Genomic DNA, 21,566 nt, shown 5'->3' on the forward strand with positions numbered 1-21,566 from the left:
GGAGCAGGGCGCAGCTGTGACGATCGTCGGTTCGCGGCCCGGGACCGGTCAACGATTTTCGGAATGTTTCGCCGCCCGCTCGAACTGCCGACAGGCCGGACTGCTGGGAGGATCCACGGATGACCGACCTCCTGCTGGGACCGCTGCTCCGGCACGTCGACGACACCTCGGCGACGATCTGGGTCGAGACCGGCGGTCCGTGTGAAGTCCTTGTCGCGGAAGCGAAAGCTCGGACGTTCGAAGTCTCCGGTCACCACTACGCGCTGGTGGTGCTGACCGGGCTCGAACCGGGGCGGAGCACGCCGTACGAGGTGCGGCTCGACGGTGAGCTCGTCTGGCCCGACCCGGACAGCGACCTGCCGCCGAGCCGGATCCGGACCCTGGCCCCGGGCGACCCGCGGTTCCGGCTGGTCTTCGGGTCCTGCCGCAAGCCGAGGGAGGAGGACGCGCTCGGCCCGGACGCGCTCGCCGCCTACGCCCACCGGATGGCCGGGCTCGACGAAGCCGAGTGGCCCGAGTCGCTGCTGCTGCTCGGCGACCAGGTCTACGCCGACGAGACCACCGACGAGACGCAGGAGTGGCTGGCCACCCGGCGTGACACGAGCAAACCGCCCGGCAAGGAGGTCGCCGACTTCGAGGAGTACTGCCACCTGTACTTCGAGGCCTGGTGCGAACCGGCCGTGCGCTGGCTGATGTCGACCGTGCCGACGTCGATGATCTTCGACGACCACGACGTCCGGGACGACTGGAACACCTCGCAGACCTGGCGCGAGGAGATGGCCGGCACCTCGTGGTGGCCGGAGCGGATCCGCGGCGCGCTCGTGTCGTACTGGGTCTACCAGCACCTGGGCAACCTCGGCCCGCGCGAGCTGGAGGGAGACGACCTCTACCAGCGGGTGAGCACCTCGGGGGTGGACAACGCGGAGCTGCTGCGCGAGTTCGCCGACCGGGCCGACCGCGAAGCCGACGGCGCCAAGGGCACCCGGTGGTCCTACCGGCGCGACTTCGGCCCGATCCGGCTGCTGGTCATCGACTCGCGGGCCGGGCGGATCCTCGCCGGCGGCGAACGCTCGATGATCGGCGAAGCGGAGTTCCGCTGGATCGAGGAGCAGAGCTCGGGCGAGTTCGACCACCTGCTGATCGGGACGTCGCTGCCATGGCTGATGCCCACGGCGCTGGCGGCCGCGCAGTCGGTCAACGAGCGCCTCTGCGCGCGGCCGGGGCGCGTCGGGCGGGTGTCCGAGTGGTTCCGGCAGCTCGCCGACCTCGAGCACTGGCCGGCCTTCCGCGAGTCGTTCGACCGGCTGACGCGGCTGATCGCGCGCGTCGCGGACGAGGGCACGGCGTCGGTGAGCGTGCTCTCGGGCGACGTCCACCACGCGTACGTCGCGCGGGCCGACCTCCCGGGCGCGCCGGTCCACCAGCTCACCTGCTCGCCGGTGCACAACACCGTCCCCTGGTACATGAACCGCCTGTTCCGCGCCGGCTGGGCGCGCGGGCTGACCCGGCTGAGCGAGGGGCTGGCGCGCCGCGTCGGCGTCCCGCCCGCGCCGCTGACCTGGGGTTGTGTGTCGGGGCCGCACTTCGGGAACGCCGTGATGACCTTCGACGTCGACGGGCGCGAAGCCACCGCGACCCTGCTGCAGCCGGAGCGGGACGGGGACCCGATCCCGCTCACCTGAGGGTGGGTGCGCCACGACCTCCCTGCGCGGTCCGCGCCGGGTTAGCCTCGGATCATGGCCGCGGAAAACGCTCTCGGGGAGTTCCTCCGGGCCCGCCGTGCACAGGTGGGCCCGGCAGAGTTCGGCCTGCCCGCGGGCGGGTCGCGCCGGGTCGCCGGGCTGCGCCGCGAGGAGGTCGCGGTGCTGGCCGGCGTCAGCACCGACTACTACGTCCGGCTCGAACAGGGCCGGGAGCGGCACCCGTCGGCGCAGGTCCTCGACGCGCTGGCCCGCGGGCTGGCCCTCGACGACGACACCACCGCCCACCTGCACCGGCTGGCCCGGCCGGCGCCGGGACGCCGTCGCCCGCGGCGGCGGGAGCAGGTCAGCCCGAACCTCCGGCGGCTGATGGACGGCTGGCCGGACACGCCCGCGCTGGTGCTCGGCCGCTGCCTCGAGGTGCTCGCGCACAACGCGCTGGGCGAGGCGCTGTTCGGCGGCCACACCCACAGCGGTGACCTGGTCCGGCTTGTGTTCCTCGACCCGGACGCGCGCGAGTTCTACCCGGACTGGGAGCGCGTCGCGGTGAACACCGTCGGCGCCCTGCGCGCGGCCGCGGGCCTCGACCCGGACGATCCCCGGCTGATCGAGACGGTCGGCGAGCTGTCGGTCAAGAGCGCGGACTTCCGCCGGTTGTGGGCGCGCCACGACATCCGGCAGAAGACGCACGAAACCAAGCGGTTCCACCACCCGCAGGTCGGCGAGCTCGTCCTGAGCTACGAAGCGCTGACCGTGAACAGCGCGCCCGGCCAGCAGCTGGTGGTCTACCAGGCCGAGCCCGGCAGCCCGTCGAAAGCCGGGCTCGCCCTGCTCGGCAGCCTCGCCGCCGGCTGAAGAATCCCTTTTTCCCGTCATTCCACAATGGATGGAGTAGTTCGTCGTGCCCGGAAAGATCGTGCTCATCACCGGCGCCAGCAGCGGCATCGGCCACGCCACCGCGCTGCGCCTGGCCCGCGAAGGCCACCACGTCGTGCTCGGCGCCCGCCGGGAAGACCGGCTCACCGCGCTGGCCAAGGAAATCCACGACGCCGGCGGCACCGCCGACGTGCATCGCCTCGACGTCACCGACCGCGCGGAGGTCGCCGGGTTCGCCGACGCCGCCGTGCGCGCGCACGGCCGGCTCGACGTGTTCGTCGCCAACGCCGGCGTGATGCCGTTGTCCCGCCTGGACTCCCTGCTCGTCGACGAGTGGGACCGGATGATCGACGTCAACGTCCGCGGGCTGCTCCACGGGATCGCGGCGGCCCTGCCGCACTTCCGGCGCGCGGGAAGCGGCCACTTCGTGACGATCGCCTCCACCGGCGCGCACGAGGTCGTGCCGACCGCCGCGGTCTACTGCGCCACGAAGTACGCGGCCCGCGCGATCACCGAAGGCCTGCGGCTGGAGGCCGAGCCCGGTATCCGCGTCACGACCGTGTCGCCGGGCGTCGTCGAGTCCGAACTGGCCGACACCATCACCGAACCCGGTGCGCGGGAAGCGATGCGGACCTACCGCGCGGTGACGCTGCCCCCGGACACGATCGCCGGGGCGATCTCCTACGCGATCGGGCAGCCGGCGGGCGTCGACGTCAACGAGATCATCGTGCGGCCGACCGCCCAGCGGTGACGCGCCGGGTCAGGAGAGCTGTCCGACCTCCTGGGCCAGCACCATGGTGAACCCGCCGTCGCGGTCGCGCTCCCAGGTCGTCACCGAGCCGTTGGGGATCCCGGTGACCGACTCCGCGCGCATCAGGTCGGGTTCCGGCAGGCCTTCGAGGAGGTAGCGCAGGCCGAAGATCGTCATCTCGTGCGCCGACAGCAGCACGCGCCCGCCCGGCTGCCCGGCGCTCAGCTCGGCCAGCAGCGACCGCAGCCGCAGCACGACGTCGGCCCAGGACTCGCCGCCGGGCGGCCGGTAGTAGAACTTGCCCAGCCGCCGCTTGCGCCGCAGCTCTTCGGGCCACCGCTCGCGGACGCCGTGCGAGGTCAGCAGGTCCAGGACACCGAGCTCGCGGTCGCGCAGCCGTTCGTCCGGGACGATCCGCACGCCGGCCGGCGCGGCCAGCCGGGCGGTCTCCCAGGCGCGGCGGTAGGTCGAGGTCACCACGAGGTCCGGCGGGCGCTCGGCGAACAGCCCGCCCGCCGCCCTGGCCTGCTCCTCGCCGAGCTCGGTCAGCGGGACGTCGGCGTCGCGTTCGGCGATGTCGATCACCTCGGCGCCGGCCGCCTCCGCCTCTTCGCGGGCCACGTTTCCGGTGCTCTGGCCGTGCCGCAGCACGCCCACCCACTCCAGGTCGACGCTCACGCCCGGCTGGTACCCGGGCGGACCCGCCGGCGAAACCCGGGACGGCTGGGCGCCCGGAGAGCCGGCGGCTAGATTCTGCACATGTCGCGGAGTCTCGACGCCCAGAAGCGGCTTCACCTGCTGGAGACGGTCATCGGCGCCCCGGCGGGGCGCCTCGGGCTGACCGACGTCCTCCGCGAGACCCTGCACCGCCTGCGCGAGGTGCTCGAGGTCGACACCGCGACCGTGCTGCGGTACCAGGCGGGCGGGCAGCAGCTGGTCGCCGTCGCGGCGGCGGGCATCGAAGAAGAGGTGCACCAGGGCGTCCGGGTTCCGGTCGGCAGCGGCTTCGCGGGCCAGGTGGCGCTCCGCCGGCAGCCCGTCGTCCTCGACCAGGTGGACGAGACCACCGTTGTCAACGCCCTGCTGTGGGAGCGGGGCCTGCACGCGATGCTCGGTGTGCCCATGGTCGCCGGCGACGACCTGGTCGGCGTGCTGCACATCGGCTCCGTCGAGCCCCGGGTGTTCACCGAAGCCGACATCAGCGTCCTGCAGCTGGTCGCCGACCGCCTCGCCATGGCGATCCAGGTGGAAGCGCTGGAGGAGAACCGCTCGGCGACCATGGCCCTGCAGCGCAGCCTGCTGCCGAGCCGCCTGCCCGCCGTGCCCGGCCTCGCGTTCGCCGCCCGGTACGTGCCCGGCGCCGAAACCGGCCTCGGCGGCGATTGGTACGACCTGTTCGTCCTGCCGGGCGACCGGGTCGGCGTCGTGATGGGCGACGTCTCCGGCCACGGCCTCGAGGCGGCCGTGATCATGGGACGGCTGCGCAGCGCCCTGCGCGCGTACGCCCTCGACTGCGAGAGCCCCTCCGAGGTGCTCGGCAAGCTCGACCGCAAGGCCAACCACTTCGAGCACGGCGCGATGGCCACGGTCGCCTACGGCGTGATCGGCCCGGACCGCAAGGCGATGACGCTTTCCCTCGCCGGGCACCTGCCACCCGTGCTGGTCCGCCCCGGCGAAGCCCCGGAACTGGTGGCGGCGCAGCCAGATCCCCCGATCGGGCTGACGATCGGCGTTCCCGAGCGGCGCGTCACCACGGTCGAGCTGCCGGTGGGCGCCGTGCCCACGTTCTACACCGACGGGCTCGTCGAACGGCGCGACCGGCCGGTGGACACCGGGATGGCCGAGCTGACCGAAGCCGTGCGGGCCGAGGACCCGGAACGGCTCTGCGCGCGGGTGATGGCCCGGATGATCGGCAACCAGCCGGCCCAGGACGACGTCGCCCTGCTCACGATCCGGCGCGTGGCCGTCCCGGCCGGCGGCTGACCGGCCGGGACACCGCGCACTACGCGGTTAGCGCCGCTTCGCGGGTCGGGAACAGCGAAAGGCTCTCTTCGAGCCCGGTCAGCTGGATCGGGCGCAGGGTCGCCCGGCCGGACGCGACGATCCGCACCGCGGTGCCGGAACCGGCGTTGCGATGGATGGTCAGCAGCGCGGTCAGCCCGGGCGAAGCGAGGAAGTCGACCCCGGTCAGGTCGACGACGAGCAGCCGCGGCGCGGCCGCCAGCGCCTCGTCCCCGGCCCGCACGAGAGCCGGCGCCGTGGTCGTGTCCACGTCCCCGGCGACCTCGAGGACGATCACCTCGTCCTGGTCCGATCGGGCGATCCGGAACGCGCCGAATGGCACAGCCGTGGCGGAGCCGTCATTGTGGGCCTGGTCAGTCATGGCGTTCTCCCGCCTCCGGCGCCGCCCCCGGGATTTCCGGTGGGCGCGCTTGATCACGAAGGCTGTCTGCTCAACCCCGCGCCCAATCATGCCAACACCCGGCGCCTGCCGCCGTGTCAGTACCCCCTCCACTTTGCGGCGGGCCCGCGAGCAGGCAGGATGAACGTCATGGCCGAAACGGACGCGATCGGGAATTCGCGCGGCGACGAGACGGGCAGCGTGGCGTTGGAGCACCGGAACGGCACGGCGGTGCTCCGGGTCGACGGGGCCCTGGACCTCGCACTGGCGCCCAAGCTCCGGCAGCTGGCCGAACGGGCGGTGCGGCTGCACCCCGAGGCCCTGGTCGTCGACCTCACCGACGTCACCTTCCTCGCCTCGGCCGGCATGGCCGAGCTCGTCCGGGCGCACCGCGGGCTGGCCACGTCCGCGCCGCTGCGGGTGGTCGCCCGTGACCGGATCACGTTGCGGCCGCTGCAGCTGACCCGGCTGGTCGACGAGTTCGCCGTCTACCCGTCACTGCCCGAAGCGCTGGCGCCCTGATGCCGGCCGGGTCCGACTTCGACGCCGTACTCGATGCCGTGCGCCGGGTCTTCGTCGACGGCACGGGCGCTCCCGTCACCACCGGCGTCCGTCCACTCGGGCCGGTCGAGGCGCAAGCGGTGCTGGGCGGCCGCGTGGTGGCGTCGGTGACCGACCCGGCGGTGCTCGCGGACCTGGTGCCGGGTCCGGTGGTCACCGCCGCGCTGGCCGTCGCGGACGACGGCGACCGGTCCGCGCTGGTCTACACCACCGTGGAAGACGGTGGGCTGCCGCCGATCGCCGCCGCGATCGAGGCCGTCACGACTCATCTCGCGGCGGCGGTGGGGCGGCTGCGCAACGAGGCCGCGGTGGTCGACGCGCTGCACTCCACCGGCCGCGAGCTGACCGCCCAGCTCGACATCGACCGGATCGTGCAGGACGCGACCGACGCGGCCACGAAGGCGACCGGCGCCGAGTTCGGCGCGTTCTTCTACAACCTGGTCAACGAGCTCGGCGAGTCGTACACGCTGTACACGATCTCGGGGGTGCCGCGGGAGGCGTTCGAGCGGTTCCCCATGCCGCGCAACACCGAGGTCTTCGGGCCGACCTTCGACGGCACCGGCACCGTCCGCAGCCCGGACATCACGCGCGACCCGCGCTTCGGCAAGAACGCGCCGTACCACGGGATGCCGGACGGACACCTGCCCGTGTGCAGCTACCTCGCCGTCTCGGTGCTCAGCCCGACCACCGGCGAGGTGCTGGGCGGGTTCTTCTTCGGACACTCCGAACCGGACCGGTTCACCGAGCGGCACGCCTACCTCGCCGAGGGCATCGCCGGGTACTCGGCGATCGCGCTGGACAACGCCCGGCTGTACGAGCGGGAGCGCACGCTCGCGACCGAGCTGTCGCGCAGCATGCTGCCGGTCGCCCCGGAAACGCCCGGGCTCGACGTGTTCACCCGGTACCTGCCCGCGGCCACCGGCGCCAAGGTGGGTGGCGACTGGTTCGACGTCATCCGGCTGCCCTCGGGCGCGACCGCGTTCGTGATCGGCGACGTCGTCGGCCACGGCGTCACCGCGGCGACGGTGATGGGCCAGGTCCGGACCGCCGTCCGCAGCTACGCGCTGCTGGAGCTGCCGCCGTCGGAGGTGCTGCGCAACGTCTCCGCGCTGACCGGCGGGCTGTTCGGCGAAGGCTTCGTCACCTGCTTCTACGCGGTCCACGAGCCGGACGGCACGCTGACCTACGCGAACGCCGGGCACCTGCCGGCGATCCTCGTCCGCCCGGACGGCGAGCCCGAGCAGATCGGTGAGGCGCTGGCGCAGCCGCTGGGCGTCGGGACGAACTTCCCGCAGCGCACCACCGCCTTCCCGCCCGGCTCGGACCTGGTGCTCTACACCGACGGGCTGGTCGAGAGCCGCACCCGCGACCTCACCCTGGGGATCGAGTGGCTGCTGTCCGGGATCCCGGCGCTGCTGACCGCGGCCGACCTCGACCCGGCCTGGGACAAGCTCGTCGACGAGCTGACGCACGGCCGCCACGACGACGACATCGCCGTGATCCACGTCCGCCACCGCGGAGAGGACGGCACATGACGGACCCCCTCCCCCCGGGCGCGCCCGCTCCCCCTGCGTCGTTCCACCGCCGCACGGTCGCACTGGCCCACCGGCTGCCGGAACTGCGCGAGGCGCTCGCCGAATGGCTGGGCACCCTCGGCCTCAGCACGGAAAAGCAGGAGGACGTCGTCCTCGCGGGCTACGAGGCGATGGCCAACTCGGCCGAGCACGCCTACCGCGCAGGCGAAGCGGGCCAGGTCGACGTCCGGGCGGAGGCGCTGGGCGGGCGGTTGACGGTGACGGTGACGGACTACGGGACGTGGCAGCCCCCGGCGGACACGAACGGCTTGCGGGGCCGGGGTTTGCTGCTGATCGACAGCCTCGCGGACCACAGCGCGAAGGTCCACCGCGAGGACGGCACGACGGTCACGATGACCTGGCTGAGCAACGGCGCGGGAGACTGAGCGCGCGTCCCGGACGCAATGAATGACCCATTCACTACCTCCGACGCAATGAATGAGTCACTCACAACACTCCCGTCGGCGCACCCAAACCCCGCCCACCACAGACCCGCACCAACCCCACGCCGCCCCCCCAATACCCACTCGCGACACCCGCCCCGGCCACCCCACCCCCTCCGGGCGTAATGAATGAGTCATTCACTACGCCTGACGCAGTGAATGAGTCATTCACAACGCTCCAGCCGGCGCGCCCGACCCCAGATCCGCGCCGACCCGCGCGCCGCCAATGACCCACTCGACACCCCCCAACGACCCATTCGCGACGCCCGCCCCCGTGGCCAGCGGGGAAACGCCCGGCCGAGTAGGCTCGTCCGCGACCGCGTGGACCCGGGAGTGTGATGAGCGTCGGCGAGGAATCCGGTCGGCGGGCCGTTTTTCCCGGGACCAGCCGGATGGCGGCGCGGATGCGGGAGTTCGACTGGACGTCGTCGCCGCTCGGTGAGCCTGCCGACTGGCCGGTCAGCCTGACCACCGCCGTGCGGATCTGCCTCACCTCGCGCTTCCCGATGATCGTCTGGTGGGGCCCGGAGCTCCGGTTCCTCTACAACGACGCGTACCTGCCGCTGCTCGGCACCAAGCACCCGGCGCTCGCCAAGCGCGGTGAGGACATCTGGGGCGAGATCTGGCACATCGTCGGCCCGATGCTCGAGGGCGTGCTGGCCACCGGCGAGGCGACCTGGTCGGAAGACCTGCTGCTGCCGATGAACCGGCACGGCTACTGGGAAGAAACCTACTGGACCTACTCCTACAGCCCGGTGCACGACGACGACGGCACCGTGCGGGCGGTGTTCACCGCGGTCACCGACACCACCGAGCGCGTGATCGGCGAACGCCGGCTGGCGACGCTGCGCGAGCTCGGGACCCAGGCCGGGATCGCCCGCACCGCGACCGAAGCCTGCGAGCTGGTCGCCGATGTGCTGAGCCGGGCGGGCGCAGATGTTCCGTACGCCGCGATCCACCTCCGCGACGACGCCGGGCGGCTCGTGCTCGCGGCCGTCACCCCCGGCGCGGAAGCCGGGAACTGGCCGCTCGAGCAGGTGCTCGCCGACGGTGTCGCCCGCACGGTCGAGACCGCCGGTGAGCTGCCGGCGGGCGGCTGGTCCAGCCCGCCCACCGAGGCGGTCGTGCTGCCGCTGCCCGGGGACGCCGGTGCCGCGGCTCCCGGGGTCATCGTGCTCGCGGCCAGTGCCGGGCACGCGCTCGACGAGTCCTACCGGACGTTCCTCGGGCTGGTCGCGCAGCAGACGACGGCGCTGGTCAACGGCGCGCTCGCCTACCAGGCCCAGCAGCAGCGCGCCGAGGACCTGGCCGCGCTGGACGCGGCGAAGACCACCTTCTTCGCCAACATCAGCCACGAGTTCCGGACCCCGCTCACCCTCATCCTCGGCCCGGTCGTGGAGCTGGAGAAGGCGCTCGGCGACGCCGACGAGCGGGTGCGCGAAGAGGTCGACGTCATCCACCGCAACGCGCTGCGGCTCGGGCGGCTGGTGAACAACCTGCTCGACTTCTCCCGGATCGAAGCCGGCCGGATGCAGGCGCGCTTCGAGCCGGTGGACCTCGCGGCGTTCACCGCGGAGCTGGCGAGTGTCTTCCGCGCCGCGGTCGAGCGGGCCGGGCTGGCGTTCGAGGTCGACTGCCCGCCGCTGGCCCGGCCGGTGCACGTCGACCGCGGGATGTGGGAGAAGGTCGTCCTCAACCTGCTGTCCAACGCCGTCAAGTACACCTTCGACGGCGCGATCCGGGTCAGCGCGGTCCTCGACGACGGGCACGCCGTCGTCGCGGTGTCCGACACCGGCATCGGGATCGACGCGGCCGAGCTGCCGCGGCTGTTCGAGCGGTTCCACCGGATCCCGTCGGTGCGGGCGCGCTCGAACGAAGGCAGCGGGATCGGCTTGGCGCTGGTGCGCGAGCTCGTCGGCATGCACGGCGGGGAGGTCGCCGTCGAGAGCTCCCCCGGCGCCGGCACGACGTTCCGGATCCGGCTGCCGCTGGGCACCGGGCACCTGCCGGCCGAGCACCTCGCCCCGGCGCCCTCGGGCGGCGGGATCGCCGCGGAGACCGTGGAGCCGTACGTGCAGGAGGCCCTGCGGTGGCTGCCCGGCGGCGGCCACGTCCCGCGGCCCGCGGCCGCGCCGGCCGGCAGCGCCCGGGTGCTGATCGCCGACGACAACGCCGACATGCGCGACTACCTCGGCCGGCTGCTGCGCGACGACTACACGCTCACCGCGGTGCGCGACGGCGTCGAGGCGTTCGCCGCCGCGTGCGCCGAGCCGCCCGACCTGATCATCAGCGACGTCATGATGCCGCGGATGGACGGCCTGAGCCTGCTCGCCGAGCTGCGGGCCGACCCGCGCACCGCCGCCGTGCCCGTGCTGCTGCTGTCGGCCCGGGCCGGGCAGGAGGCCGCCGTCGACGGGCTGGGCGCGGGGGCCGACGACTACCTCGTGAAGCCGTTCTCGGCGCGGGAGCTGGTGGCCCGCGTCCGCACGACCATCCGGCTGGCCCACCTGCGGACGCAGCACTCGCGGTGGCGCTCGGCGATGATCGACTCGCTGCAGGAGGGGTTCTTCGTCTGCGACGCCGCCGGGCGGGTCGTCGAGATCAACGCCGCCTGCGCCGAGCTGCTCGGGTTCGGTCCCGAGGGCCTGCCCTACGCACCGCCGTTCCCGTGGCTGCCGGGCCGGGACGCCGATCCCGTCGCCTACCGGGAGGTGGTCACCGCGCTGCGCCGGGCGCAGGCCGAGCCCGCCGGGAGCTTCGTGGTGCCGTTGCGGCACCGGGCCGGGCACCGGGTCTGGGCCGCGATCGCCTACAACGAGCTGCACGACGACGAGGGCCGCCGCCGGCTCGTCGGCACGATCCGCGACGTCACCGCGGAGCGCTACGCCGTGCAGCGGGAGTCCGCGCTCGCCTCGATGAACCAGCGCCTCGCCGGGGTCAGCGGGGTGCCGGAGGTGCTGCGCACCGCGCTGGACCTGCTGCGGGAGCTGTGGCACGCCGAGCGTGTCCTGGCGGTCACCTGGGCGCGGGACGGCGAGCCGGGTCTCCTGTCGACCGACCGCGGCGACCGGAGCTGGACCGACCTCGCCGCGCCGCTGCGCGAGACGCTCGGCCAGGTGCGTTCGCTGCCGGCGCTGCACGCGTCCCCGGCGGACGGCGGCGCGGGCGCCACCCTCGACCACCCCGGCGGCCGCCTGACGCTCTGGGTCGAAACCGCGCCGGACCGCCCGCTCGGCACCGAGGACCGGACGCTGCTGGCGCTCCTGACCGGGACGCTGGCGCACGCCCTGCGCCGCGCCCACCGCGACGACCGGCAGCGTGAGGTCGCCCTCGCGCTGCAGCGCTCGATCCTCGGCCCGGCCCGGCTCCCGGACGGCTTCGCGGTGCGCTACGAGCCGGCGAACCCGCCTCTCGAGGTCGGCGGGGACTGGTATGACGTCGTCGCGCTGGCCGGTGACCGGATCGGGATCGTCGTCGGCGACTGCGTCGGCCGCGGGCTCGCGGCGGCCGCGGTGATGGGCCAGCTGCGCAGCGCCTGCCGCGCGCTCCTGCTGGAGGCCAACAGCCCGGCGCACACGCTGACCGCGCTCGACCGCTTCGCCGGCCGGCTGCCGGGCGCCCTGTGCACGACCGTCTTCTGCGGTGTCCTCGACCCCGCGACCGGCGCGCTCACCTACAGCAGTGCCGGGCACCTGCCGGCCACCCTGGTGCACCGCGACGGCACGGCGGAGTTCCTCGACGCGGCCGGCAGCGTGCCGCTCGCCGTCCGCATCGCCGCCGCCCGGCCGGAGGCCACCGCGGTCGTCCCGATCGGCTCGTTGCTGATGCTCTACACCGACGGTCTCGTCGAGCGCCGCCGCGAACCGCTGGACGACGGCATCGACCGGGCCACCGCGGTCGCCCACGAAGCGCGCGGCGGCGGCCTGACCGGCCTGGCGTCCGCCCTGATGGACCGCCTGCGCCCGGCCGACGGGTACGAGGACGACGTCGCCCTGCTGCTCTACCGGCGCTCGCTGCCGCCGCTCGAACTGGACTTCCCCGCGCACCCGGACAGCCTCGCCGTGACCCGCCGCGGGCTGCGCGCGTGGCTGGCGAACGCGGCGCTCGACGAAGACCTCGCCCAGGACGTGCTGGTCGCCGTGGGCGAGGCCTGCGCCAACGCCGTCGAGCACGCCTACGCCGACGGCGGAGCCGGCGAGAACGGGCACCTGGCAGCCGACCTCACCGGCGCGCACCTGGTCGTCACCGTGACCGACCACGGCCGCTGGAGGCAGCCGCCGCCGGACAACCACGTGCTGCGCGGCCGCGGCGTGCCGATGATGGAGGCACTCGCCGACACCGTCACTGTCCGCCACGACGGGGGCGGCACCACCGTCACGCTGGAATGGAGGATCGGTTCGTGACGACGGCACTCACGCTGGTCGCCGGCCCGGGCCACCACGGGCACCGGGTCCTGACCGTCACGGGTGAGATCGACATGAGCAACGCCGCGGAGTTCGGGGCGGCGCTCGATCGCGAGCTGGCGGCCGGGACGGCGGTCACCGTCGACCTGACCGGGGTGGCCTACCTCGACAGCGCCGGGGTCGCGGTGCTGTTCGACCGGGCCGCCGAGCACGACCTGCGGCTGGTCGCGCCGCGGCTGCTCGACCGGGTGCTGCGGGTGTCCGGGCTGGCGCAGATCGTGAAAGTGACCCCCGGCTGAGGGGTTGGACCGGCGCCCACCGGGTATGCGACACCCAGCGACGGTCGCGGGGTGGGGTTGTGCCACCGGCCGTCGCCAGGTGGTTCCCGGCGCCAACCCACGGCCGTTCAGCAGTGAGCGCCGGGCCGGAGCCACCGCCCCCTCGGACCCGGTTGGTGCGGAGCGCGCATCGGCCGCGGGTAGGGTTTCGCCGCCGGCGTTGAGCAGCAGCGGTTCGGCACCTGCCGCAAGTCGTCCGGGACGGGAGATGGACCTTTTGACCGGTGAGCCGATCCTGCCCGAGCAGCTCGACGAGCTGACCGCCGCGATGGCGGACCTCACGGGCACGCTGGAAGCCGAACCCGCCGAAGCCGAGATCCTCGACGCCGTGTGCGCCGAAGCGGTGCGCGTGATCCCGGGCGCCGACATGGCCAGCATCACCGCGATCCGGGACGGCGAGCCGACCACGGCGGCCTCCACCGACGAGCGCGCCGTCGAGATCGACCGCGTCCAGTACGCGCAGGGTGAGGGACCGTGCCTGCGGGCGGCGGCGACCGGGGAGATCGTCCGGCTGCCGCTGGCGACGGCCGGGAAGCTGTGGCCGGAGTTCACCGAGCACGCCCGCGGCCTCGGGGTGGGCAGCTACCTCGCCGCGCCTCTGCAGGTGGACGAGCGCCTCTCCGGCGCGCTCAACCTCTTCGGGTACGGCGACCACGGGTTCGCCGAAACCGACTCCCGGCTGCTGGCGCTCTACACGACGATCGTCTCGTTCGGCCTGCGCACCACCCGGCGCTACCAGCAGGCCCGGCAGCGGGCCGCCGACCTCGAGACGGCGATGAGATCGCGGGCGGTGATCGAGCAGGCCAAGGGCATCCTGATGGCCGTGCACCGGATCACCGCCGATGACGCCATGAAGCGGCTCATCGAGGAATCGCAGCACTCGAACGTCAAGCTCCGGGACATCGCTGCCCGGTTCGTCGACGGGCTGTCCTCGGACGGCTGACGCGCCTCAGGCGGTGCGGCGGCGAGCGGGGAACGGCCAGGTCAGGGTCATCACCGTGCCGTCCGCGGTCGAGCGGAGGTCGAGCCCGTCGACGAGGTTCTGGATCAGGCGCAGGCCGCGCCCGCGTCCGCCGCTCTCTTCGAGCGACTCCCACCGGCCCTGGTCGGCTACGGTCACCACCAGCACGTCTTCGTCGATCCGCGCCCGGACGTCGATCAGCCCGGGCCGGCCCCGGTAGGCGTGGTCCAGCACGTTGGCCATCGCCTCCCAGCAGGCCAGCACCACGTCGTCGGCCTCGCTCCCGACCGCGTCTCCGGCCTGACGGCGCAGCCACGAAATCAGGTGCTTGCGCAGGCTCGGCAACGTGCGCGGCGAAATGGTGCCGCGGTACCGCCAGCCGTCCGATCCGTGCTCTTCCATGGTCACCTCCCTGGGGAACTGTCGGTTTGCTACCCACCGGTCCGGCTTCTCAATCATCGGTAACTTCTCCCGTGCTGCCGTTCGGGTCTGGTGCGCCGCGAACCGGCGTGATCGGATGTGCTGATGACTCGGTCGACGACGTCCGTGGTGCTGTGCGCGGTGCTGGCCGCGACCCTCCTGCCGGGGCCGGTGGCCGCCGCGGCGCCCGCGCCGGGACCGGGCGCGGTCTCGCACTTCGGCTTGGCCCGCAAGGACTGCCTGGGCACCGCGCGCTCCACCGCCAGCAAGGCCTGGTTCACGGTCGCGGGCGGCGTGCTCTCCGACGTCTACGCGCCGGTGATCGACAACACGAACGTCGAGACGCTGCAGTTCGCCGTCACCGACGGCCGCAGCTTCACCGACCTGCAGGCCCGCGACATGACCTACACCGTGCGGACCAGCGCGGGCGGGATGGCCTGCGAAGTGACGTCGACCCCGCGCAGCGGCAAGTACCGCCTGGTCACCGAGTACCTGACCGACCCGGCGCGGACCGGCGTCCTGATGCGGACGCGCCTGGAGCCGCTGCGCGGCTCGGGCCAGGACCTCAAGGTCTACGTGCGGTTCGACGCGAGCATCAACGGCAACGGCGGGGGCGGCCCGGCCAACGGCGGCGGGGACACCGCCAGCGTCGACGCGGGCACGAGCGCGCTGGTCAGCGCCGACACGAACACCGTCTCCAGCGCCCCGGCCCGCGACTACGGGACGCCGCTGGCGGCGGCGTTGCGCGCGGACCGCCGGTTCCTCAGCACCGCCAGCGGTTTTGCCGGTACGGCCGGCGACGGGCTGGCCCAGCTGGACCGCGACCACCGGCTGACCGACACGACACCGTCCGCGGTGAACGGCAACGTCGTCCAGACCGCGCAGCTGGACCTGCAGCCGCGCCGGCCGGCGGTGCTGGCGCTCGGGTTCGGCGCGGACGCGCGTGCCGCCGTCGCCACGGCCGGAGCGAGCCTGCGCACGCCGTTCGACCAGAGCTACCGCGACTACGCGCGCGGCTGGCGTGACTACGACAACGGGCTGACTCCGCTGCGGGGCAAGGATTCGGACGCCTACTTCCAGTCGGTCAACGTCCTGAAGGCCAGTGAGGACAAGACTTTCCCCGGCGCGGTCGTGGCCTCGCTCGGCAGCCCGTGGGGCCAGGCCGTCTCCGCGGGGGACGCGCCCGGCGGCAAACCCGTGTACTTCGGGTCCTACCGCGAGATCTTCGCGCGTGACCTCTACGAAAGCTTCTCCGGGCTGCTCGCCGCGGGCGACCGCGACACCGCGCGGGCGAGCGTGCGCTGGCTGTTCTCCCGCCAGCAGCAGCCGGACGGCCGGTTCCCGCGCAACTCGCTGCTCAACGGCAAGAAGGCGCCCGACTCCGGCGGTGACCAGCTCGACGAAAGCGCGTACCCGATCCTGATGGCGTTGCAGGCCGGGCTCGACCGCGACCGCACGCTCTACACCGGCCACATCCGCGCGGCGGCGGACTTCGTCGTCGCGCACGGGCCGTCGTTCGGTTCGGAGCGCTGGGAAGAACAGGGCGGCTACTCCCCTTCGACGATCGCCGCGGAGATCGCCGGGCTGGTCGCGGCCGGCGTGATCGCCGACCGCAACGGCGACCCGGCGCGCGCCCGCGTCTACCGGGCCACCGCGGACCACTTCCAGCGCAGCATCAAGGGCTGGACGGTGACGTCGAACGGGCCGTACGGCGGCCGGTACTTCCTGCGGCTGACCAAGAACGGCGATCCGAACTCGGAATACTTCTACAACCTGGGCAACGGTTCGGTCGACGCCGACCAGCGCGCGGTCGTCGACGCCGGGTTCCTCGAGCTGACGCGCCTCGGGGTGCTGCCCGCGAACGACCCCGACGTCACCGCATCCCTCGGGGTGGTGGACCGCGTGATCAAGCGGGACACCCCGGCCGGGCCGGGCTGGTACCGCTACGGCACTGCGGCGCCGGGCAGCGAGGACGGTTACGGCGACTGCTACGAACCGGATCCGACGAACTGCGCCCCGACCGGCGCGCCCTGGCCGACGACGAACACCGGGTCCGGGCACCTCTGGCCGGTGCTCGCGGGCGAACGCGGCGAGCAGGCCGTGCAGACCGGCGACCGCGCGGGTGCTTCGGCGCTGCTGCGCGCGATGCGGGCCCAGACCGGCGGCACCGGCCTGATTCCCGAGCAGGCGTGGGAAAACCCGGCAGTGCCGACCTCGCCCTACGGCACGGATCCCCGCACGGCGTCGATCGGGTTCACCCCCGGGCAGCCCGCCGGCTCGGTCGCACCGTTGAGCTGGGCGCAGTCCCAGTCGGTGCGGCTGGCCCGCGCGCTGGCCGACGGCCGCCTGCCCGAGCAGCCCGCCGACGTCCGCGAGCGGTACGTCTCGCACGCGCCGCCCGCGGCCTTGGCGGTCACGCTCGACGCGCCCGCGTCGGTGTCCACCGCGACCGCCGCGGTCACCGGCACCGCGCCCGCCGGCAGCCGGGTCGACCTCGCGGTGTCGGCCACCGACGCCGGGACGACTTCCGTGCTGTCGACCCGGGCTTCGGCGGCGGGCACGTTCAGCGCGACGGTGCCGACGCCGTTGGGCGCGAACGTCGTCACCGCGACCGCCACCACCGGCGCGGGCACGGGGTACGCGCAGAAGACGATCAGCTCGGACTTCGTCACCGGCACGGTGCTGCTCGACACGACCGACCCGGACGGCGACGACACCGGACCGGGCACATACACCTACCCGACGGCGGGCGACTTCCACGCCGGCGCGTTCGACCTGCAGCGGTTCCAGGTCATCGACTCGGGCACCAACCTCGTGTTCCGCGCGCAGGTCCGTGACCTGACCCCGACATTCGGCTCCCCGCTCGGCGCGCAGCTGCTGACGATCTACGCGCACGACCCGGCGGCAACGGCGACGTCCACCGCGCCGCCGTTCGCGAGCCGCGCGTACACGATCGCGGCGCAGGACGCGTGGAGCCGTCGCATCGAGGTCCAGGGCTTCGCCGAGCCGGCGCTGGTCGACGCTTCGGGCGCAACGCTCGCTTCGCCGTCGGTGCAGGCTTCGCAGGCGACGCGCTACATCACGGTCAGCGTGGCGAAGGCGGCGTTCGGGACCCCGGCCGCGGGCTGGACGTTCGCGGTGGTGCTGACCGGACAGGACGGCAACTCCCCCGACCAGGCACGGCCGTTCACGCCGACGGCGGGCCAGTACACGTTCGGGCTCTGCGCGGCGGGCGGCACGGCGCCGATCTGCGCCACGGACCCGGCCACGGCGCCGAAGGCGATGGACGTGCTCACGCCGGCGGGGGTGGATCAGGCGGCCGAGCTGGACCCGACCCGCGGGCCGGTCGCGGTGCGCGGAGTGCCGGTGGGCTGAGACGCACCCGGTCCCACCGGCGCCGGCGTCGCTCAGCCGACCAGCTGCTCCGCGACCGCGTCGCGGTGCGCGTGGAGCGGATCGCTGCACTTCGTCGGCCCGGGCAGGCAGATCTGGATCTTCACCCGGTCGAACCCGCCGACCACGTCCGTGCTGAGTGTGACGTCGTACGGCACCTCTTTGCCGGGACTGGCGGTCCGGGTGTCGCTGTCGACCTTCACGCTTCCGGCGTAGGCCTCGAAGTACACGGTGGTGCCGGTGCTGGTGCCGGAGCCGGGCAAGGACCGCACCTGCCCCTGCACGAGTGCCGAGCGGCTGCTCCAGATGATGCCGCCGTTCGTCTGGGCCGGGCAGGGCGCGACCGGGACGCACACGAGGAACGTGTCGTTCGGCCAGGTGGCGGCCGGGCTCGCGGTGGCGGGCGTGGTCATCGTCGCCACCGCGGCGGCGGCCACCGCGCCGATCGTCAGCAGTCGGGTCATGAGCCGGATCCCTCCCCCGGGGCCCCGGTCGGTCCGGAGCCGTCGGCGACGTACACGCTCGAACCCGCGAAGCGGTTTAGTCCGCACACGAATCATTCAGTAGACGTCCAAGATCACCCAGGGTTGCTTTTGTGCGGGCAATCGCACTTCGGAGCTAACCTGATCGTGTCGTGGGCATCTTTCCTAGTGAGCGCGGATTCCGGTGGGGAACTCACCGGACCGCCTGACACAGGAAGGGGTTCCGCTCATGTCCGTTCGTCCGAGCGTCCGCCGCACCGTGACCGCCCTCGCCGTGACCGGCGCCGCCGCGACCGCCGTCGTCGCCGCGGCCGGGACCGCGTCCGCGATGCCGACCGACTTCGCCTGCACCTCGTCGCAGGTCGACACCACGCTCGTCGCCGGCTCCCCCGGCGCGGGCCAGCGTTACGCGTCGGTCGAGTTCACCGCCAAGCCCGGCGAGTCCTGCACGCTGCAGGGCGCCCTGCCGGTCAGCCTGGCCGGCGCCGAGGGCATCACGGTGACCCCCGACCCGGCCGCGGCCGACGCTCCGCGTGTCACCGTCGCCGACGGCGCGCCCGCGTCGATGCTGCTGCACTGGACCGGCATCGAGGGCCCGGAGAACCAGGTCTCGCCGGCGACCGTCACAGTGACCGCGCCGCAGACGACCACCCCGCGCGGTGACACCAGCGACCCGGCGATCACCCTGCCGTGGAACCAGGGCCCGCTCGACAACTCCGCCGAGGCGCACGGACTGACCGTCGGCCCGGTCACCGCCGGCCCCGCCCAGCCGTAACCCACCGGCGGACGACACGCGTGTCGTCCATCCAGGCACGCGTGTCGTCCATTGTGGACCGGTCAGCGGCGGCCGCCGTGGTCGTCACCGGCCTCGTGGTGGCCGCCGTGGTCGTCGCCGCGCTCGTTCCCGCGGCCACCGTGGTCGTCACCCGGCTCGTTCCCGCGGCCACCGTGGTCGTCACCGAGGTCGTGGGTGCGGGTCGGGTACGTGCTCGGCGCGGACCGGGTCGGGTACGTGCTCGGCGACGCCGAGGTCTCCGGAGTGGCCGAGGTGGTCGAGGCTTCCGCGGACGTCGTGGCCGACGGCGTCGAGGTGGCCGGCGCCTGCGTGCCGTCGTCGGCTCCGGACTGCGCGAGCGCCGCTGTCGTACCTCCGACCGCGAGTGCCGCACCGGCCGCGGCGATCACCAGAATCTTGCGCATGTCTGCTCCTTTTGGTTCTCCGACAACAAAAAGAGCTTCCCGCGCCCGACGATAGCGGCGCACTGCGCGAGGATTAAGGCATCCCTAAAGCCTTCCCGAGCTCGAGCACGACCCGCGCCCCATGGGGCCGCACCCGCGTAACACTGAACGTCCCACCGGAAGCACGTGCGGTCTGACGCGCGATGTCGAGCCCGAGCCCGGTCGACCCGGCGCCGCTCGCACCCCGCTCGACGCCGCCGAGGTCGAACCCCGGCCCCTCGTCCACGACCTCCAGCCGGGCGCCGTCCGGCGTCGCCGTGAGCCGGATCGTGTACCCCGTCCCCTCTGGCGTGTGCGCGAAGATGTTGCCCAGCAACGCGTCCAGGCACGCGGCCAGCTCCGCCTCGCCGACCGCGACCGGCAGCGGCCCGGAATCGAGCGACACCGTCGCCGCCCGGTCCTGGTCCTGCGCGAGCACCGACCAGAACTCCGCTCGCGCGCCGACGACGGCAGCCGCGTCGCACGCCCCCGGCGCGGAGTCCCGGGCGCGCGCCTGGTCGATGAGCGCGGTGACCTGGCGCTCCAGGCTCTCGGCATGCCCGGTGATCCGCTCGGCCTCGGCGGGGTCGGCGAGCGACTCGGCGTCCAGCCGCAGCACGGTCAGCGGCGTCCGCAGCCGGTGCGAGATGTCGGCGACGGCCTCGCGCTCCTGCCGGACCAGGTCGCGGATCCGCGCGGCCAGCAAGTTGAGCGCGGCGGCGACCGACCGCACCTCCGCCGGCCCGCCCGGCCGCGCCCGCGCGTCGAGGTCCCCTTCGGCGAGCCGGCGCGACACCGCCGCGAGCTCGTGCACCGGCCGCACGATCGACCGGGCCAGCCGGTCGGCGACGAACACCCCGAGCGCCAGCAGCAGGACGCCCAGCGCGGCCAGCACCAGCCACGCCGCGCCGAGCCCCCGCGTCAGCTCCGCACGGTCGACGAAGGCCCGCACCACGGCCGTCCCCCGCGGCAGGCCCTGCACCGCGACGAGGATCTCCCGGCCGCCCGCGTCCTCGACGGTGAGGCTGCTGCCCTGCGCCGCGGCCAGCGCGACGCCGGGGGTGCGCGGACCCGGCGCGCCGAGCACGGTGCCGTCCGGCAGGAACACCGTGACCGGGTGCCCCGCGGTGGTATTGAGCTGATCGACCGCCGGCCGCAGTGCCGCCGTCTCGGCCGTCGCGACCAAGGAGGTGAGGGACTGCGCCTTCGCCGTCGCGGCGGTGACCGCACGATCCGCCGTGACCGACCGCAGCAGGATCGCCAGCGGCACGAGGAACGCGACGAGCACCAGGCTCATCGCGGCGGCGACCAGCAGCGCGAGCCGTTTCCTCACGGCTGCGTCCCCGGTTCGGCCAGCCGGACGCCGACGCGGCGCACGGTGTGCAGGTACCGGGGCTCCTGCGCGGTTTCGCCGAGCTTGCGCCGCAGCCACGACAGGTGCACGTCGACGGTCTTGTCCGCGCCGGCGTAGGGCAGCTTCCAGACGTCGGCGAGCAGTTCGCGTTTGCTCACCACGGTTCCCGCGCGGCCGGCGAGGTAGTGGAGCAGGTCGAACTCGCGCGGCGTGAGGTCCAGCGGCGCGCCGTCGAGGGACGCCTCCCGCGTCCGCGCGTCGACCGACAGGCCGCCGACGACCACCGGGCCCGTCGTCTCCTCCGGCTCGGCGCGCCGCAGCACCGCGCGGATCCGCGCGTCGAGCTGCGCGCCGCCGAACGGCTTGACCACGTAGTCGTCGGCGCCGGCGTCGAGCAGCCGGACGATCTCCTCCTCGGCGCCGCGCGCGGTGACCACGATGATCGGCACCGCGCTGACCGCGCGCACCATCCGCAGCACCTCGCGGCCGTCGAGGTCGGGCAGGCCCAGGTCGAGCAGGACGACGTCGGGCCGGTCGGTGACCGCCGCCTGCAGCCCGGACATCGCGGTCGGCGCCGAGGTCACGGTGTGCCCGCGCTCGCCCAGCGCGCGCAGCACGGCCGTGCGGATGGTCGGGTCGTCCTCGACGAGCAGCACGGTCGCCATTCCGGGGAGGCTACACAGGCGAAGCC

Annotated in this window: 19 protein-coding genes; 12 read left to right on the forward strand and 7 right to left on the reverse strand. The window is 73.7% G+C overall.

Going from position 1 to position 21,566, the window contains the following annotated elements; all coding sequences use genetic code 11:
- The first annotated feature begins 119 nt into the window (after window positions 1–119).
- Genes ACZ63E_RS27225 through ACZ63E_RS27235 form a run of 3 tightly spaced genes read left to right on the forward strand, consistent with a single transcriptional unit; the run spans window position 120 to window position 3,327 of the window.
- The gene (locus ACZ63E_RS27225) at window positions 120–1,682 is read left to right on the forward strand and encodes an alkaline phosphatase D family protein (RefSeq protein WP_465338936.1); all 1,563 of its coding nucleotides are present in this window, start codon (window positions 120–122) and stop codon (window positions 1,680–1,682) included.
- Between the two features lie 54 nt (window positions 1,683–1,736).
- Complete coding sequence (locus tag ACZ63E_RS27230) at window positions 1,737–2,555, forward strand: helix-turn-helix transcriptional regulator (protein ID WP_465338937.1); 819 nt, start codon at window positions 1,737–1,739, stop codon at window positions 2,553–2,555.
- A gap of 46 nt (window positions 2,556–2,601) precedes the next feature.
- Window positions 2,602–3,327 carry an SDR family oxidoreductase gene (locus ACZ63E_RS27235; RefSeq protein ID WP_465338938.1) on the forward strand — a complete coding sequence of 242 codons (726 nt, stop codon included), beginning with the start codon at window positions 2,602–2,604 and terminating at the stop codon, window positions 3,325–3,327.
- 9 nt (window positions 3,328–3,336) lie between these two features.
- On the opposite strand, the gene ACZ63E_RS27240 is transcribed toward ACZ63E_RS27235, so the two are convergent.
- Window positions 3,337–4,005, reverse strand: a complete 669-nt coding sequence (locus ACZ63E_RS27240; RefSeq protein WP_465338939.1) for a histidine phosphatase family protein — start codon at window positions 4,003–4,005, stop codon at window positions 3,337–3,339.
- Between the two features lie 81 nt (window positions 4,006–4,086).
- On the opposite strand from ACZ63E_RS27240, the gene ACZ63E_RS27245 reads away from it, so the two are divergent.
- Entirely contained in the window at window positions 4,087–5,310 is a 1,224-nt protein-coding gene (locus tag ACZ63E_RS27245) for a PP2C family protein-serine/threonine phosphatase (RefSeq protein WP_465338940.1), read from the forward strand.
- Between the two features lie 19 nt (window positions 5,311–5,329).
- On the opposite strand, the gene ACZ63E_RS27250 is transcribed toward ACZ63E_RS27245, so the two are convergent.
- Entirely contained in the window at window positions 5,330–5,710 is a 381-nt protein-coding gene (locus ACZ63E_RS27250) for an STAS domain-containing protein (RefSeq protein ID WP_465338941.1), read from the reverse strand.
- A 168-nt stretch (window positions 5,711–5,878) separates the two neighbouring features.
- Here ACZ63E_RS27250 and ACZ63E_RS27255 point away from each other — a divergent pair, with 168 nt between their 5' ends.
- The 6 genes from ACZ63E_RS27255 (at window position 5,879) to ACZ63E_RS27280 (ending at window position 13,990) form a co-directional block, all read left to right on the forward strand.
- On the forward strand, window positions 5,879–6,250 hold the full coding sequence (locus tag ACZ63E_RS27255; RefSeq protein ID WP_465313595.1) for an STAS domain-containing protein: 372 nt from the start codon (window positions 5,879–5,881) through the stop codon (window positions 6,248–6,250).
- Window positions 6,250–7,824 carry a PP2C family protein-serine/threonine phosphatase gene (locus ACZ63E_RS27260; RefSeq protein ID WP_465338942.1) on the forward strand — a complete coding sequence of 525 codons (1,575 nt, stop codon included), beginning with the start codon at window positions 6,250–6,252 and terminating at the stop codon, window positions 7,822–7,824. Before ACZ63E_RS27255 ends, ACZ63E_RS27260 begins: the two co-directional genes overlap by 1 nt.
- Complete coding sequence (locus tag ACZ63E_RS27265) at window positions 7,821–8,249, forward strand: ATP-binding protein (RefSeq protein WP_465338943.1); 429 nt, start codon at window positions 7,821–7,823, stop codon at window positions 8,247–8,249. Before ACZ63E_RS27260 ends, ACZ63E_RS27265 begins: the two co-directional genes overlap by 4 nt.
- A 395-nt stretch (window positions 8,250–8,644) precedes the next feature.
- Complete coding sequence (locus tag ACZ63E_RS27270; RefSeq protein WP_465338944.1) at window positions 8,645–12,709, forward strand: SpoIIE family protein phosphatase; 4,065 nt, start codon at window positions 8,645–8,647, stop codon at window positions 12,707–12,709.
- Window positions 12,706–13,008, forward strand: coding sequence for an STAS domain-containing protein (locus tag ACZ63E_RS27275; protein ID WP_465338945.1), 303 nt, complete (start codon window positions 12,706–12,708; stop codon window positions 13,006–13,008). The genes ACZ63E_RS27270 and ACZ63E_RS27275 overlap by 4 nt, the downstream gene beginning before the upstream one ends.
- A gap of 256 nt (window positions 13,009–13,264) precedes the next feature.
- Window positions 13,265–13,990, forward strand: coding sequence for an ANTAR domain-containing protein (locus ACZ63E_RS27280; RefSeq protein ID WP_465339101.1), 726 nt, complete (start codon window positions 13,265–13,267; stop codon window positions 13,988–13,990).
- A gap of 6 nt (window positions 13,991–13,996) precedes the next feature.
- On the opposite strand, the gene ACZ63E_RS27285 is transcribed toward ACZ63E_RS27280, so the two are convergent.
- On the reverse strand, window positions 13,997–14,410 hold the full coding sequence (locus tag ACZ63E_RS27285; protein ID WP_465338946.1) for an ATP-binding protein: 414 nt from the start codon (window positions 14,408–14,410) through the stop codon (window positions 13,997–13,999).
- A 123-nt stretch (window positions 14,411–14,533) separates the two neighbouring features.
- On the opposite strand from ACZ63E_RS27285, the gene ACZ63E_RS27290 reads away from it, so the two are divergent.
- Window positions 14,534–17,803: a glucodextranase DOMON-like domain-containing protein gene (locus ACZ63E_RS27290; RefSeq protein ID WP_465338947.1), complete on the forward strand. Its 3,270-nt coding sequence runs from the start codon at window positions 14,534–14,536 to the stop codon at window positions 17,801–17,803.
- 32 nt (window positions 17,804–17,835) lie between these two features.
- Here ACZ63E_RS27290 and ACZ63E_RS27295 read toward each other — a convergent pair whose 3' ends face one another.
- Window positions 17,836–18,285: a hypothetical protein gene (locus ACZ63E_RS27295; RefSeq protein WP_465338948.1), complete on the reverse strand. Its 450-nt coding sequence runs from the start codon at window positions 18,283–18,285 to the stop codon at window positions 17,836–17,838.
- A gap of 247 nt (window positions 18,286–18,532) precedes the next feature.
- Between ACZ63E_RS27295 and ACZ63E_RS27300 the strand changes: the two genes are divergently transcribed.
- Window positions 18,533–19,078 (forward strand): DUF4232 domain-containing protein, encoded by a 546-nt coding sequence (locus ACZ63E_RS27300; protein ID WP_465338949.1) that lies wholly within the window; start codon window positions 18,533–18,535, stop codon window positions 19,076–19,078.
- Window positions 19,079–19,140: 62 nt separating this feature from the next.
- On the opposite strand, the gene ACZ63E_RS27305 is transcribed toward ACZ63E_RS27300, so the two are convergent.
- From ACZ63E_RS27305 to ACZ63E_RS27315, 3 genes are all read right to left on the reverse strand, one after another.
- Window positions 19,141–19,503: a hypothetical protein gene (locus tag ACZ63E_RS27305; RefSeq protein WP_465338950.1), complete on the reverse strand. Its 363-nt coding sequence runs from the start codon at window positions 19,501–19,503 to the stop codon at window positions 19,141–19,143.
- A 73-nt stretch (window positions 19,504–19,576) separates the two neighbouring features.
- Complete coding sequence (locus ACZ63E_RS27310; protein WP_465338951.1) at window positions 19,577–20,854, reverse strand: HAMP domain-containing sensor histidine kinase; 1,278 nt, start codon at window positions 20,852–20,854, stop codon at window positions 19,577–19,579.
- Entirely contained in the window at window positions 20,851–21,540 is a 690-nt protein-coding gene (locus tag ACZ63E_RS27315) for a response regulator transcription factor (protein WP_465338952.1), read from the reverse strand. The genes ACZ63E_RS27310 and ACZ63E_RS27315 overlap by 4 nt, the downstream gene beginning before the upstream one ends.
- Window positions 21,541–21,566 lie beyond the last annotated feature (26 nt).

The organism is Amycolatopsis sp. NPDC104819 (assembly GCF_055583145.1).

Excerpts from the sequence above, each read along its gene's own strand:
- ACZ63E_RS27225 (WP_465338936.1), top strand. The coding sequence starts at position 120 with ATGACCGACCTCCTGCTGGGACCGCTGCTCCGGCACGTCGACGACACC.
- ACZ63E_RS27230 (WP_465338937.1), top strand. The coding sequence starts at position 1,737 with ATGGCCGCGGAAAACGCTCTCGGGGAGTTCCTCCGGGCCCGCCGTGCA.
- ACZ63E_RS27245 (WP_465338940.1), top strand. The coding sequence starts at position 4,087 with ATGTCGCGGAGTCTCGACGCCCAGAAGCGGCTTCACCTGCTGGAGACG.
- ACZ63E_RS27250 (WP_465338941.1), bottom strand. The coding sequence starts at position 5,710 with ATGACTGACCAGGCCCACAATGACGGCTCCGCCACGGCTGTGCCATTC.
- ACZ63E_RS27255 (WP_465313595.1), top strand. The coding sequence starts at position 5,879 with ATGGCCGAAACGGACGCGATCGGGAATTCGCGCGGCGACGAGACGGGC.
- ACZ63E_RS27260 (WP_465338942.1), top strand. The coding sequence starts at position 6,250 with ATGCCGGCCGGGTCCGACTTCGACGCCGTACTCGATGCCGTGCGCCGG.
- ACZ63E_RS27265 (WP_465338943.1), top strand. The coding sequence starts at position 7,821 with ATGACGGACCCCCTCCCCCCGGGCGCGCCCGCTCCCCCTGCGTCGTTC.
- ACZ63E_RS27270 (WP_465338944.1), top strand. The coding sequence starts at position 8,645 with ATGAGCGTCGGCGAGGAATCCGGTCGGCGGGCCGTTTTTCCCGGGACC.
- ACZ63E_RS27285 (WP_465338946.1), bottom strand. The coding sequence starts at position 14,410 with ATGGAAGAGCACGGATCGGACGGCTGGCGGTACCGCGGCACCATTTCG.
- ACZ63E_RS27290 (WP_465338947.1), top strand. The coding sequence starts at position 14,534 with ATGACTCGGTCGACGACGTCCGTGGTGCTGTGCGCGGTGCTGGCCGCG.
- ACZ63E_RS27295 (WP_465338948.1), bottom strand. The coding sequence starts at position 18,285 with ATGACCCGACTGCTGACGATCGGCGCGGTGGCCGCCGCCGCGGTGGCG.
- ACZ63E_RS27300 (WP_465338949.1), top strand. The coding sequence starts at position 18,533 with ATGTCCGTTCGTCCGAGCGTCCGCCGCACCGTGACCGCCCTCGCCGTG.
- ACZ63E_RS27305 (WP_465338950.1), bottom strand. The coding sequence starts at position 19,503 with ATGCGCAAGATTCTGGTGATCGCCGCGGCCGGTGCGGCACTCGCGGTC.
- ACZ63E_RS27315 (WP_465338952.1), bottom strand. The coding sequence starts at position 21,540 with ATGGCGACCGTGCTGCTCGTCGAGGACGACCCGACCATCCGCACGGCC.